Genomic DNA, 13,401 nt, shown 5'->3' with positions numbered 1-13,401 from the left:
AGCCAAGTCATCGTTCTCGCAAATGTGGCAGCGTCCGTTGGGTAACTTGCTGACGCTTGCGGTGATTTCAATGGCTTTAGCTATGCCCGCTTGTTTGTACCTACTGGGCAAGAACGTTGGTGAAGTGGCGCAAGATGTCACCAGCCCGTCACAAATTAGTGCCTATGTAGAGGATGGTATCCCTGAGCCGAGAGTCATGGTGCTTAAGGATGAAATCGAAAGTTGGGACCAAGTCGATCTGGTTGAGTACATTTCTCCGCAGCAAGGTCTTGAAGATCTTAGCCAGTATTCTGGTTTTGAGGACGCCCTAACTATCCTAGATGATTATTCATTGCCAGGTGTTTTGGTGATTACGCCAAGCGTACACAGCGACACGTTAATTAAAGAACTGGCAGGCAAGGTTAAGAAGCAAAAGTTAGTCACCGATGTTCGTTTAGATGAAGACTGGTTAGCTCGACTGGATGCTATCAAAGCACTTGCAGCCGTCATCGTGATTACCTTAACTGTGCTGATGCTGGGCGCAGTATTTCTGATTATCGGCAACACATTACGATTTAATGTGTTGGCGCATAAAGAAGAGATTCAAACCATGAAGCTGATTGGTGCTACCGACAGCTACATTCTTCGACCATACCTCTATGCTGGAATGTGGTTTGGTGTTTTAGGTTCGATTAGCGCGTGGGTAATGACGGCATTGATTACCGTATTACTGAACAGTGCTGTGGATGACTTGGCTCAGCTGTACGATAGCCACTTCCGCTTAATTGGCCTGAGTTGGGATGAATCTTTACTGCTTTTGATCGTCGGAACCTTGCTTGGTAGTGTAGCTGCGAAGCTTTCTGCACAGCGTCATCTCAAAGAAATTGAACCAGTTTAGGTGAATAGAGTCATATTTATACGAAAAATAGGCAGTTCTTAACCAGTTTTTGCCTTGTATAGACGAATTGATTATGCATAATTACTTCCCCCTCCTTGAAACCTGTTCATTTTAGGTTCAAGATTGTCGGGTTTTAATAGATGTATTACTCCAGATCAGAGATTGATGAGGAACCGAATGGCAAACCAAGCGTATCAAATGGCTTTAGTCACACAAGATAGTTTAGATAGCTATATCCGCTCAGCGAACAGTTACCCAATGCTGACGCCTGACGAGGAACGTGGACTTGCAGAGCGATTACATTACAAAGGTGAGATCGACGCTGCGAAAGGCTTGATCCTTTCACACCTACGATTCGTGGTGCACGTTGCAAGAGGCTACTCTGGCTACGGGCTGCCAATGGCTGACCTTGTCCAAGAAGGTAACATCGGCTTGATGAAGGCTGTTAAGCGCTTTAATCCAGAAGTTGGTGTCCGTCTAGTCTCTTTTGCTGTTCATTGGATCAAAGCTGAGATTCATGAATACGTATTGCGTAACTGGCGTATCGTTAAGATCGCAACGACTAAAGCACAGCGTAAATTGTTCTTTAACCTTCGTAAGTCTAAAAAGCGTTTAGGTTGGTTCAATAACGGTGAAGTTGAGACGGTTGCGCGTGAACTGGGTGTTGAGCCTTCAGAAGTTCGAGAAATGGAATCTCGTTTAGCGGCACAAGACGCGACGTTTGAAGCGCCTATGGACGACGACGACGGTGGTTCTGCTTACACAGCTCCAGTTTATTACCTAGAAGATAAAGCGTCAGACGTTGCTGAGACGGTTGAAGCAGCTAACTGGGAATCTCATACTAATAATCGCTTAGGTCTCGCATTGAAGAGCTTAGACGAGCGTAGTCAACACATTGTTCGCTCACGTTGGTTAGACGACAACAAAGCAACACTGCAAGACTTAGCGGATACCTATAGCATTTCTGCAGAGCGTGTCCGCCAGTTAGAAAAGAATGCGATGAAGAAATTGAAGCAAGCAGTTGGCGACTTCTAATAGCATTTAATTTTTAATAGTATTTGGTTTCTCATAGTAGCAAGCAAATAGCTTAATTTTGAAAAGGCCGAGATCGAGAGATCTCGGCCTTTTTGTTTTGGATCGATTTCTCAACTTTTGCGATCGAAATTTGCAAAATGATTTTGTGGATAACTCTGTGAGGAATTTATTCGTCAGCTGTCTAAAAGCAGGGTGTAGTAAGGCTTTGACAGGTTTTTTTGAGTGGGGATATGTTTCAGTTAACCCACAGTTAGATCAGGATCATTACTACATGTTGTGGATCTATTTTTAAAAAGGCACTTTATTCACGCAATTCACAGATTTATCCACAAATGGTGTAAAAGTGATCGCTGGTGGATAACCTTATTAAGTGGGTGTGATTGTTAGCCTTGGGATAGGTTACAATGGCAGCAAAGTAAATCAGTATAAAAAGAGAAAGTCATGGACCAGTTTAAACATATCGACGTTAAAGGCGCTCAAGCCCTTATTGAACAAAGTGAAGCTCGACTTGTCGATATACGAGATCCGCAATCTTTTGCGGTAGCCCATTCAGAAACCGCCTACCACCTGACTAACGATACAATGGTGTCGTTTATGGATGAGGTTGAGTTCGAACAGCCTATCTTAGTGATGTGTTACCACGGTATTAGTAGCCAAGGCGCGGCACAATATTTAGTGAACCAAGGCTTTGAAGAGGTATATAGTGTTGATGGCGGTTTCGAAGCTTGGCATCGTGCTGAACTTCCGGTGATTGCGGGTTAATAGCTTTATCACTTAAACGCTTCAAGCATCTCCATAGTATGAATAGGAAGTAACAATGATTAGATTGATGGTGTTAGACAACCCACGTCTTGCTCAAGCATTTATTGATTATATGGCCTCTCGTCAGATCTCTATTCACATGTCTCCAGAGGGAGAAGGGCGTTTTGCTTTGTGGCTTCTTGATGGTCAATTTCAGGTTGAAACCGAAGCTGAGCTGAATCGTTTTCTTGCTGAACCCAATCATAAACGCTATCAAGCGGCGTCTTGGGATATGGCTGAGTCTAGAAAGAGTCATTTCCATTACCACACACCAAGCTTTTTGGGCATGATCAAAGCAAAAGCAGGTCCTGTGACACTGAGCCTAATGTTGGTGTGTGTGGTGATTTTTGCGCTGCAACAGATTGGTTTTGGCCAAGCTATTTTCAATGCCCTGCATTTCCCAGCGGTTGATGGACAGCAATGGCAGCTGTGGCGTTGGTTGAGCCATGCTGTTCTGCATTTCTCTGTTATGCACATCGCATTCAATATTTTGTGGTGGTGGCAGCTAGGTGGGGATATTGAGAAGAAACTAGGCAGCCTCAAGCTACTTCAGATCTTTGCTGTCTCTTCTGCGCTTTCAGGTGCTGGTCAGTATTGGGTTGAAGGGGCGAACTTCGGTGGTTTGTCTGGTGTTGTGTATGCTTTGGTTGGTTACTTATGGGTTGTCGGTGCGAAGGCGCCACAACTTGGTTTAGGTATCCCAAGACAGATTGTCGGCTTTATGTTGGTGTGGTTAGTGCTTGGGTACATGCAGCCATTTATGGCGATCGCCAATACAGCGCATTTAGCTGGCCTAGCCGCTGGTGTCATTATTGGCTTTATCGATGCGATGAAAGCACCGAGCTCGGCAAGAAGCTAACTCATTTTTTTTAGTGAGTAGCCAAACGATAGAAACAAAAAAGCGGCCAGATGAGCCGCTTTTTTATTGGGATTCGTTTTTACATCGTTACTGGTAAAGATATTTGGTAAACAATAAGTCAGCAATGAGAGTTTTACCTGTTTCAGGAAGTAAAATCTTATTGAGGTGCTCAACTAAGGACTTTCTCAAATCTTCACGACCGGATAGAGACTTAATTGTCTCTTCATTTTGCTTGCCGAGTAATTCAATCACCGCATCACGAATCAATGGCTGATGATGCTCAATGGCTTCTAAGTCATTACTATTTGCGACCATTATGTCTAGACGGACCTGAATATAGCCCAGTTTTTTACCTTTAGTGTAAAAATTGGTGGTGAGATCGGGCTCTAGCGTGAAGTAGGCTAGTTTGGGTGTCGATTCTTCTTCAGCGAAACTTGATGCTGAAAATAGTAGATTAATCGCAATAAATAGTTGGGCTACATAACGTTTGTGCATATTTGAGACTTTTCTTTAGTTTATTCGCGATATTCGAAACGCATTAGTCTTGTTACAATGAGCGGTCTAAATCTAAATACGTTTACAATTCGAAGGACGCTTTAATTTTATTCGAAAGTTGAAGCTTTATTGTACGTGTAAAGTCACCTATTGAATACTAGTATGAATCAGTCAATATCATTGTATCTAAATTCATTAATGAATGTAGATTGGCAAAGCACAGAAAAATTTAATTTTCCTAATGAAACCACCAAAGAGTGGCTTATGGAACAAGGATCGCTTTCCCGTAAGTTGGGCAAGTGCTGCAAGCACCTGTCTGTTGAGTTGCTTCATAATCAAGTTGTGGAACGATCAATTCTGCAACAGGACGAAGAACGCCTTTTATCATCACATGATTGCTTACTGCGTAAAGTGATTTTAAAGGGTGATGATGAGCCGTGGGTGTTAGGTCGAACCTTAATACCTCGAATTACCCTAGAAGATCATCAGCATTCTGACCTTTCTCAACAAGGGGATGTCCCGCTTGGGTTAACGGTTTTCAGTGCTGAGAACGTGGATCGAGATGCGCTTCAAGTCGGTTGGGTTATCGCTGGCGATGAGCGATTACTCGCGCGTCGTTCTCGATTATGGATGAATCATAAACCGATGCTTGTGGCCGAACTTTTTTTACCAACATCCCCCATTTACTCTAAGGAGAGTGTGTAAATGCTTGCCACCAAAGCGAAGGCGTACTGGCAATTGACGCGAATGAATCGCCCGATTGGTACTCTGTTACTCCTTTGGCCGACCTTGTGGTCGCTGATTATTGCTGCGAAAGGCATGCCTGATTTTGATGTCTTGGTTGTTTTCATACTCGGTGTGGTGTTAATGCGATCGGCTGGCTGTGTGATTAATGATTTTGCTGACCGTAAAGTTGATGGTCATGTCAAACGCACCAAGCAACGTCCATTACCTTCAGGTTTGGTTTCCAGCAAGGAAGCCATTGTGCTCTTTCTAGTGTTAGCTGTGGTTTCTTTTTTGTTGGTACTCACCATGAACCCGCTGACTATTAAGCTCTCTTTTATTGGGGTTGGTCTCGCGTTCATTTATCCTTTCATGAAGCGTTTTACACACCTTCCACAGTTGTTTCTCGGATTGGCTTTCAGTTGGGCAATACCAATGGCTTGGGCGGCGCAAACCAATGAACTGCCAAGCATTGTGTGGTTTATCTTCGTGATTAATGCGTTGTGGACGATAGCCTACGACACGCAATATGCGATGGTTGACCGAGATGATGACTTGAAGATTGGCATCAAGTCGACGGCTATTCTGTTTGGTCGTTTTGATAAGCTTATGGTTGGCGCGCTGCAGTTAGTTACACTGGCGATGTTGATTGCATTGGGCATGCACTACCAACTCGGTGATACTTTCTACTGGGCACTGTTAGTTTCGGGAAGCTTGTTCGTGTATCAACAGCATCTGATGCGTCACCGCGATCGAGACCTTTGCTTCCAAGCCTTCTTGAACAATAACTATGTTGGAATGGCGGTGACTGTAGGCTTGTTCATTACCTTCTGGTAAGCATCAACTTTACAAGTAAACGAACGCTAAAGAAAAAGGCACCCATTGGGTGCCTTTTTTGATCGTGTTCAGTCTAGTGATTAAAGTGAATGCTAGCCAAGAGATTATTCTGCTTGGTGGATACTCTCTTGAATCGTCAAACGTACTTCAGGGTAAAGCATTGAGTAGAGAAGTTTAGCGAATTGCTGAGTCTTTTCTAAATCACAGTTACCATCGTTATCCAGATATTGCTGCTGTTTCAGAGTTGCGAACATCGACGCAAACACGCCTTTATCGAAGAACTCCGGTGCGTTGATACCTTGTAGGCGACCCAGTCGCTGTGCGATGTCTTGGCTCTTCTGCTCAAGGTCTGACTTATCTAGATCAGGATTCTCTGCCAATAGGTTCAGAGCAATTGAGTAGCGCTGGAGCGTTTCTGAAATCGTACGGCCTAGTAGCATCAGTGCTTGGCTGTTTGACTGGTTGATCGTTACTTGGTTGTTCGACACAACAAGCATGCCTTGACCGACTAGCTCATCAATGATGTTCGCAACCACGCTTTCAAGCTGATCTTCGTCGTAGCTTAAAAATAACTCTTTCTTTAAGAATGGGTAGATAGCTGCAACATTTTCTTGAATAGCGTCGATTGATAAACCGTGCTGACGAATGGTCATCTGAGCGATCAATGATGGCAATGCAAACAAGTGAATGATGTTATTACGATAGTAGGTCATCAGAATCGATTGGTGACGATCAAGCGAAATGATGTCGCCCATAGTGTCTGATTCAATTAAGAACTTGTTCAATGACTCTGCGTGTTTTACTAAGTCTTCAGCGCTGTCTTTAGGCACTGTGAATGTACCTGAATAAGGCACATTCTTAAGTAAAGACAGGTAGCAGTTGATCTGAGAAACCAAAGAGTCACGAGACAATGCGCGCTGTCTTGAAGCCAATAGTGCCGTTGCACAAAGAGTCAGGGCATTGGTCGCTGCCGCATCGTTAATGTGCGTCATCATTTTGGTTGCCAAGTCATTAACCACCGGGTTCATCCATTGTGGTTTGCTGGTTCCCATTGGGTCGATATCTTTAGTCCACTCAGGAGCATGTTCGTTCAGATATTGGTTAAGCTGAATTGGCTCACCGAAGTTCACGTAGCCTTTACCAAAGTTACGCAGCTTACGAATTGTACGAATCACTAGACTCGCGTTTTCTTTCTCTTTACGCTTACCACGAAGTTCTTTCGCGTAGGTCGCGACTTCCATTACGTGCTCATAGCCGATGTATACAGGAACCAAAGTCACCGGACGGTTCATGCCGCGCAGCATGGCTTGGATTGTCATCGCTAGCATGCCGGTTTTCGCCTGCAATAGACGACCTGTACGAGAGCGACCACCTTCACTGAAGTATTCTACCGAGTAACCTTTAGCGAATAATTCCGCTAGGTATTCGCGGAAAATAGTCGAGTACAACTTGTTGCCTTTGAAGCTACGACGAATAAAGAACGCACCGCCGTGACGGAAAATAGGACCGGCAGGGAAGAAGTTCAGGTTGATACCTGCTGCGATGTGCGGAGGCACCATGCCTTCATGATAAAGCACATAAGAAAGCAGTAAGTAATCCATGTGACTACGATGACAAGGTACATAAACGATCTCGTGACCATCTTGAGCCAGCTTACGAACGGTTGAAGCGTTGCTGATATGCAGGCCTTGGTACAACTTATTCCACAACCAACCAAGAATCTTCTCACCGCGTTTAATCAGCGAGTAAGAGAAGTTAGCTGCGATCTCATCCATGATGTCTTGAGCTTCTTTGCTCGCTTTCTCTATGGAAATATTTTTTGATTCAGCTTCATCTTCTATCGCCTTTTTGATTGCTTCTGACTTTAGCAGGCGGTCGAACAGAGCTTGGCGGCTTGGTAGGTTTGGACCCGATGCTGCAAGCTTTTGACGAGAGAAGTGAATGCGTGCCACGCGCGCCAGTTTATGCGCGATGGTGCTGTCGGTACCGTGTGAGTTAGCCATGTATCGTAGAGATACCACTGGGCTAAAGCGAACCAGACAGTCACGACCTGCTAGCAATACAGCTTTCGATTTCTCTAAGCCGTTCATTGCTTGTAGGTAAGGCTTCTGGTTATTCTCTTTACCAGGTTTACGACCCCACAATACGGTGGCAGGGATAACTTGAACGTCGAGCTCAGAGTCTTCAGCATGCAGTGAAAGCAGTTCAGAGAAGACTTCAATTGATGAGCTTGGTACATAATCATCGTCTTGCAGCAGAGTTTTGCGAGAAGAGATAAAAACGTAGCGTTGCAGTGATTTGCCATTGATTTCAAGTTTGCTCAATGGATCAGGCAACCCTAGTTCAAGTGCATGTTTTTGCAATGTAAGAATGTCTACACTTGAGCGAAACGGTAAGGCGTATACAATCGGTTTGCTCAAATCAATGTTCAAATCCTCTACAGGGTTTGAAGGGATTGATGTGCTCTTTACCAATAGGGATAAAGGTAGCTTCATTAATGAACGTGAAAAAGATTGTCCAGAAGACATATAGGTTCACTGCCTCAATAGTTATTTCAATGTGCTCAAGCGTATCTCTATTTCTATAATGAGAGGATAAATCCTATGAGTGAAATAGGGATAAGCCTAGGCGTAAATTTAATCGATGCAAGAATACCAGAAACTGGTCTAACCTTTTAATGGAAATAGTCATATTGCCGTTAAGTTTGTGGAAAATCATTCATCGACTGATTGAGTATAGAGTTAAAAATGACCAAAAAATCAAACACCGGATTCAAACGTATCGTCAAAGCTGCGGGCTTTTCGTGGCAAGGCATCACGAGCTCGTTTAAAAACGAGGCTGCATTTCGACAAGAAGTCTTCATGGCCGCAGTGCTTATTCCGTTGGCGTTCTACTTAGATGTAAACCAAGTTGAGCGAATATTAATGATTTCAGCCGTCGTGTTGGTGATGGTTGTCGAGTTGATTAATACCGCGATTGAAGCGGTCGTTGACCGAATCGGTAGCGAACATCATGAGCTTTCTGGGATGGCGAAAGATGTTGGCTCAGCTGCCGTTTTTATCTGTTTAGTATTAGCTGGTTACGTGTGGTTAGAGATCTTATTTTTGTAATTCGCTAAAAATGAACTAAAAACAACCAATTGCTTTGCTTTTGTTCAGTTACTGGATATACTCACAGTCAACTGTATAAAAAGACAGGTGAATCATGAAGCCGTTAACGCCCCGCCAGCAACAAGTTTTTGACCTTATCAAAAGTAAGATCGAAGATTGCGGTATGCCACCGACTCGTGCAGAAATCGCACGTGAACTTGGTTTCCGCTCTGCAAATGCTGCAGAAGAACATTTGAAAGCTCTTGCTCGTAAAGAAGCGATTGAGATTATCCCGGGTGCGTCTCGCGGTATTCGTATTTTGCTTGAAGATGCAGCGAATGAAGAGCAAGGGTTACCATTAATCGGTCAGGTTGCCGCTGGCGAGCCTATTTTGGCTCAAGAGCATGTAGAAATGCATTACCAAGTTGACCCAGGTATGTTTAAGCCACAAGCTGACTTCTTACTTCGCGTAAATGGCGAAAGTATGAAAGACATCGGTATTATGGATGGCGATTTACTGGCCGTGCATAAAACACAAGACGTGCGTGATGGACAAGTTGTCGTGGCTCGTGTCGACGATGATGTAACGGTAAAACGCCTAGAGCGCAAAGGTTCTACCGTTCTGTTGCATGCTGAAAATGAAGAGTTTTCTCCAATTCACGTGGACTTAGAATCCCAACACTTGTCTATTGAAGGACTTGCGGTTGGTATTATTCGTAACACGGACTGGATGTAGTCAGTGCAAACAGCTTATTGATATTTACTCTCAATAACTTGTTATTGTAATTGATATTCATTATCATCTTCTTTGTCGAGATACAAGGAAGATGATGATGCCAAACCCAACCAAACCTCAAATGAAGCCGCTTATTCGTAAGTCGCACACCTATGATCAAAAGGCTTCTTCTGATCTCGGGTCAGCACATCAAGAATTCCAAGTACCGACGAATCTTGTTCAACACCTTTGGTTTCGCAGCCGCGAAAGCCTAGCCGATGACGGTCTTGTTTATGACCCTATTGCAGCACAAGCCTGCAAGCGTTGCCAACTCGCACCTGAATGCCTTACCGGTGAACTCGACCAGCAACAACTCCTTTACGCGACACTGACTCAACTTTGTGACTCTCAAGTTCAACAGTTTTTATCTCATAACCCAGATGCTTGGATTATTAACGTGGGAGCAGGGCTCGATACCCGTTTCTACCGTTTAGATAATGGCCGCTGTCATTGGGTTGAGCTAGATGTAACCGAGAACTTAGTTTGGCGACAACGCCTGTTCCACAAGAATGAACGCTACCGTCTAGAGTGTGGCTCGGTGGATGACCTGACCTGGTTGGATGAACTTAATATTCCAGAACAAGCCTCAGTGATGGTGGTGTGTGAACATGCTCTGCTGGATTGTAATGAACAACAGACGGCGAACTTTATTCAATCTTTGAGTCGTTATTTTACCCACGCACATGCGTGTTTAGTGTTAGCTGGAGATAAAAGCTCTAGTGCTCTGGGGCAAAAGCTCGGTTCTGGAAAATACGCACATGGCTTATCTTCTCCGATAGACAGCGTCCTTAATTGGCTGCCATGGGCTCAGTGGGTAAAAGCGTTTTCTCCACTTGACCAGCAGTGTAATCGTTGGAAATTGTGGCAGCGACTTCTTTGTAAAATCTCTCAGGTCAAAAAGCGTTTAACGCCGCAGTTAGTGCTTGTTAAGTGGTAGTGCTAGCGGTTCTGTTGGCAGGTATCTGAATACTTGCCTCGTTATAGCTATTCGTTATCGATAAAAGGCAAGCGCCTCCCCACACCATAGTGAAAGCCCACTCACTAGGTTAAACTATCGCCTCTAATCTAAGAGGTGATCGTGAAGTTATTTAATCCCCAAACTATTTTTCAAACGTTATCCAATCAGGCGATGCACAAAAAAGTGCTGTTGCTCGCGATCCCGATGGTTCTTTCTAATATTACGGTTCCACTGTTGGGCTTAGTCGATGCTGCGGTTATCGGTCACTTAGAGCATTCTTGGTATTTAGGTGGTGTCGCTTTGGGTGGGACTATGATCAGCGTGACCTTTTGGTTGCTTGGTTTCCTACGAATGTCGACGACGGGACTGGCCGCGCAATCTTATGGGGCGAACGATGGCAAGCAACTTGGTTTAGTCTTTGTGCAAGGCGTGACCATGGCACTAGGGTTTGCTGGTTTCTTCTTGCTATTGCATAGCTTTGTTGCGGATGCGGTTTTCTCTCTGAGTAGTGCCAGTGACCAAGTGAAACACTATGGTCAGCAATATTTCTCTATCCGAGCATGGAGTGCGCCTGCTGCGTTGACTAACTTTGTGCTGTTAGGTTGGTTACTCGGAACCCAAAATGCCAAAGCACCCATGTGGATGGTGATCATTACTAATATCACCAACATCGTTTTAGATATCGTATTTGTGATTGGCCTCGGCTGGCAAGTGGAAGGCGCAGCATTGGCATCTGTAATGGCTGATTATGCCGGTTTAACATTTGGCCTGATTTGTGTTTACCGAATCTGGGTGAAGAAGCAGTTACCATCGCCATGGGATCTGCTTAAGAAAACCAGTCAAGGTTTGAGTCGTTTCGTAAAACTGAATCGCGATATCTTCCTTCGTTCACTATGCCTACAAACGACTTTCACTTTCATGACCTTCCAAGGTGCAAGCTTTGGCGATGATGTTGTTGCGGCCAATGCAGTGTTAATGAGTTTCTTGATGATCATCTCTTATGGGATGGATGGTTTTGCCTATGCAATGGAAGCTATGGTTGGTAAGGCGATAGGCGCGAAAGATAAAGAAGAGCTTAATCAGTCTTTAATTGGTACTTTCTTCTGGAGCTTTAATATTTGTTTGGTGCTGACCACAGTATTCGCGATCGCTGGGTCTAATTTAATTAATATGATCACCACTATCCCAGATGTAAAAAGCCAAGCTGAGGTGTATCTGCCTTGGTTGATCGCAATGCCACTGGTTTCAATGTGGTGCTTCTTGCTGGACGGTATCTTCGTAGGCGCAACCAAAGGCAAAGATATGCGTAACAGTATGTTTGTTGCGACCTGCAGTTTCTTCGTAATTTTCTACTTAGCATCAGGTTTTGATAACCATGCGCTGTGGCTAGCAATGTTGAGCTTTATGGCGGTGCGTGGCATCGGTCTCGGTGTTTTATTTATTTCTCAGTGGAAGAAAGGTGAGTTTCTCGCCTAGCTTAGTTCAGAGAACGAAAAATAAAACAGCAAGCTCATGGCTTGCTGTTTATGTATTTGGCCTACAGGTGGTCAAATAGTCCTGTTGGTTCTTTGTTTAGAACAAACGGTTAAGTCCGTTAAGCGCTGCTACGCGATACGCCTCGGCCATCGTCGGATAGTTAAAGGTGGTATTCACAAAGTATTCGATGGTGTTGGCTTCGCCTTTTTGTTCCATGATCGCCTGGCCAATGTGAATGATTTCAGCGGCACGTTCACCAAACACGTGGATACCTAAAATCTCTTTAGTTTCACGATGGAAAAGTATCTTCAAGCTACCAATATCTTTACCTGCAATTTGAGCGCGAGCTAAGTGCTTGAATGAAGAACGTCCCACTTCATACGGTACTTTAGCTGCAGTAAGCTCTTGCTCGGTTTTACCGACAGAGCTGATCTCAGGAATGGTGTAGATACCTGTTGGGATGTCTTCGATAAGGTGTCGTTCTGCTTCACCTTTCACCACTGCTTGGGCCACAAATCGACCTTGGTCATAAGCAGCACTTGCTAGGCTAGGATACCCAATCACATCACCGACAGCGTAAACATGTTCAACACTGGTTTGGTAGTTGCTGTTGACTGATACTTGTCCACGAGAGTCCGCTTCTAAGCCAACCGCACCAAGGTTCAGTTTATCAGTATTACCCGTTCGACCATTGGCATACAGTAGGCAATCGGCACGCATTTTTTTACCTGACTCGAGATGAATGATTACACCATCATCTGTTCCTTCAATTTTCTCAAAGGTCTCATCGTTACGAATAACAACACCACTGTTCCAGAAGTGGTAAGAAAGTGCATCTGAGGTTTCGTTATCTAAGAAGGACAACAGGCGATCGCGAGTATTAATGAGATCGGTTTTAACGCCTAAACCGCGAAATATAGAGGCATATTCACAGCCGATAACACCAGCACCATAGATGATGATGTGCTGAGGATCGTGTTTAAGAGAAAGAATTGAATCGCTGTCGTAGACACGTTCATGCATGAAGTCGACGTTGTCTGGCTGATAAGGACGAGAACCTGTCGCGATAACAAATTTGTCTGCGCTGTAGTGTTCTTCAGTACCGTCGCTTTGCATTACGGAGATCGTGTGGGTATCGATAAAACGTGCAGTACCGAAGACTAACGTGCATTGGTTGCGATCGTAGAAACCTTGGCGCAAGCGAGTCTGTTTGTCGATGACCGATTTAGCATGCCCCAGAATATTGGAAAATGTTGAGTGGATACTTTTATTGTTCTGACAAAACAGAGGGTTACTGTTGAATTCAATAATACGACTTACGGCATGACGCAGTGCTTTGGAAGGAATAGTCCCCCAGTGGGTACAACCACCACCAACGCTGCTCTCTTTTTCAATGATAGCAACGTTCAACCCGGCTTTGGTTAATCCCATCGCTGCCCCTTCTCCTCCGGGGCCACTACCAATTACGATTACATC

General features: G+C 44.4%; 13 protein-coding genes. 10 read left to right on the top strand and 3 right to left on the bottom strand.

Annotated elements, in window-relative coordinates:
* From ftsX to glpG, 4 genes are all read left to right on the top strand, one after another.
* A partial coding sequence (gene ftsX / locus AB4653_RS03725; RefSeq protein ID WP_372103360.1) for a permease-like cell division protein FtsX occupies positions 1–877 on the top strand: 877 nt, incomplete at its 5' end.
* A gap of 177 nt (positions 878–1,054) precedes the next feature.
* Positions 1,055–1,912 (top strand): RNA polymerase sigma factor RpoH, encoded by an 858-nt coding sequence (rpoH, locus tag AB4653_RS03720; protein WP_029223159.1) that lies wholly within the window; start codon positions 1,055–1,057, stop codon positions 1,910–1,912.
* A gap of 441 nt (positions 1,913–2,353) precedes the next feature.
* A complete protein-coding gene (gene glpE, locus AB4653_RS03715; RefSeq protein ID WP_009848240.1) occupies positions 2,354–2,674 on the top strand; it encodes a thiosulfate sulfurtransferase GlpE in 321 nt (106 codons plus the stop codon).
* A gap of 55 nt (positions 2,675–2,729) precedes the next feature.
* Positions 2,730–3,572, top strand: a complete 843-nt coding sequence (glpG, locus tag AB4653_RS03710; RefSeq protein WP_009848241.1) for a rhomboid family intramembrane serine protease GlpG — start codon at positions 2,730–2,732, stop codon at positions 3,570–3,572.
* Positions 3,573–3,659: 87 nt separating this feature from the next.
* Here glpG and AB4653_RS03705 read toward each other — a convergent pair whose 3' ends face one another.
* Entirely contained in the window at positions 3,660–4,067 is a 408-nt protein-coding gene (locus AB4653_RS03705; RefSeq protein WP_009848242.1) for a flagellar basal body-associated protein FliL, read from the bottom strand.
* A gap of 162 nt (positions 4,068–4,229) precedes the next feature.
* Between AB4653_RS03705 and AB4653_RS03700 the strand changes: the two genes are divergently transcribed.
* Positions 4,230–4,772 (top strand): chorismate lyase, encoded by a 543-nt coding sequence (locus tag AB4653_RS03700; RefSeq protein WP_170962732.1) that lies wholly within the window; start codon positions 4,230–4,232, stop codon positions 4,770–4,772.
* The gene (gene ubiA / locus AB4653_RS03695; RefSeq protein WP_009848245.1) at positions 4,773–5,627 is read left to right on the top strand and encodes a 4-hydroxybenzoate octaprenyltransferase; all 855 of its coding nucleotides are present in this window, start codon (positions 4,773–4,775) and stop codon (positions 5,625–5,627) included.
* 104 nt (positions 5,628–5,731) lie between these two features.
* Here ubiA and plsB read toward each other — a convergent pair whose 3' ends face one another.
* Positions 5,732–8,155 (bottom strand): glycerol-3-phosphate 1-O-acyltransferase PlsB, encoded by a 2,424-nt coding sequence (gene plsB, locus AB4653_RS03690; protein WP_009848247.1) that lies wholly within the window; start codon positions 8,153–8,155, stop codon positions 5,732–5,734.
* Positions 8,156–8,374: 219 nt separating this feature from the next.
* On the opposite strand from plsB, the gene AB4653_RS03685 reads away from it, so the two are divergent.
* From AB4653_RS03685 to dinF, 4 genes are all read left to right on the top strand, one after another.
* Positions 8,375–8,737, top strand: coding sequence for a diacylglycerol kinase (locus AB4653_RS03685; RefSeq protein WP_029223019.1), 363 nt, complete (start codon positions 8,375–8,377; stop codon positions 8,735–8,737).
* Positions 8,738–8,831: 94 nt separating this feature from the next.
* Complete coding sequence (gene lexA, locus AB4653_RS03680; protein WP_009848249.1) at positions 8,832–9,452, top strand: transcriptional repressor LexA; 621 nt, start codon at positions 8,832–8,834, stop codon at positions 9,450–9,452.
* A gap of 97 nt (positions 9,453–9,549) precedes the next feature.
* Positions 9,550–10,428, top strand: coding sequence for a class I SAM-dependent methyltransferase (locus tag AB4653_RS03675; protein WP_009848250.1), 879 nt, complete (start codon positions 9,550–9,552; stop codon positions 10,426–10,428).
* A gap of 141 nt (positions 10,429–10,569) precedes the next feature.
* Positions 10,570–11,925, top strand: coding sequence for an MATE family efflux transporter DinF (gene dinF / locus AB4653_RS03670; RefSeq protein WP_032555306.1), 1,356 nt, complete (start codon positions 10,570–10,572; stop codon positions 11,923–11,925).
* Between the two features lie 96 nt (positions 11,926–12,021).
* Here dinF and sthA read toward each other — a convergent pair.
* Positions 12,022–13,401 (bottom strand): Si-specific NAD(P)(+) transhydrogenase (gene sthA / locus AB4653_RS03665; protein WP_372103356.1); only part of this gene is annotated, 1,380 nt, incomplete at its 5' end.

Source organism: Vibrio sp. 10N.222.48.A3 (assembly GCF_041475345.1).
In the GTDB taxonomy this organism is placed as follows: Bacteria; Pseudomonadota; Gammaproteobacteria; order Enterobacterales; family Vibrionaceae; genus Vibrio; species Vibrio tasmaniensis_A.
This window is presented reverse-complemented; position numbering and strand designations above follow the sequence as displayed.

What these genes read in the sequence shown, in the direction of transcription:
- rpoH (WP_029223159.1), top strand. Translation starts at nt 1,055, where the DNA reads ATGGCAAACCAAGCGTATCAAATGGCTTTAGTCACACAAGATAGTTTA.
- glpE (WP_009848240.1), top strand. Translation starts at nt 2,354, where the DNA reads ATGGACCAGTTTAAACATATCGACGTTAAAGGCGCTCAAGCCCTTATT.
- glpG (WP_009848241.1), top strand. Translation starts at nt 2,730, where the DNA reads ATGATTAGATTGATGGTGTTAGACAACCCACGTCTTGCTCAAGCATTT.
- AB4653_RS03705 (WP_009848242.1), bottom strand. Translation starts at nt 4,067, where the DNA reads ATGCACAAACGTTATGTAGCCCAACTATTTATTGCGATTAATCTACTA.
- AB4653_RS03700 (WP_170962732.1), top strand. Translation starts at nt 4,230, where the DNA reads ATGAATCAGTCAATATCATTGTATCTAAATTCATTAATGAATGTAGAT.
- ubiA (WP_009848245.1), top strand. Translation starts at nt 4,773, where the DNA reads ATGCTTGCCACCAAAGCGAAGGCGTACTGGCAATTGACGCGAATGAAT.
- plsB (WP_009848247.1), bottom strand. Translation starts at nt 8,155, where the DNA reads ATGTCTTCTGGACAATCTTTTTCACGTTCATTAATGAAGCTACCTTTA.
- AB4653_RS03685 (WP_029223019.1), top strand. Translation starts at nt 8,375, where the DNA reads ATGACCAAAAAATCAAACACCGGATTCAAACGTATCGTCAAAGCTGCG.
- lexA (WP_009848249.1), top strand. Translation starts at nt 8,832, where the DNA reads ATGAAGCCGTTAACGCCCCGCCAGCAACAAGTTTTTGACCTTATCAAA.
- AB4653_RS03675 (WP_009848250.1), top strand. Translation starts at nt 9,550, where the DNA reads ATGCCAAACCCAACCAAACCTCAAATGAAGCCGCTTATTCGTAAGTCG.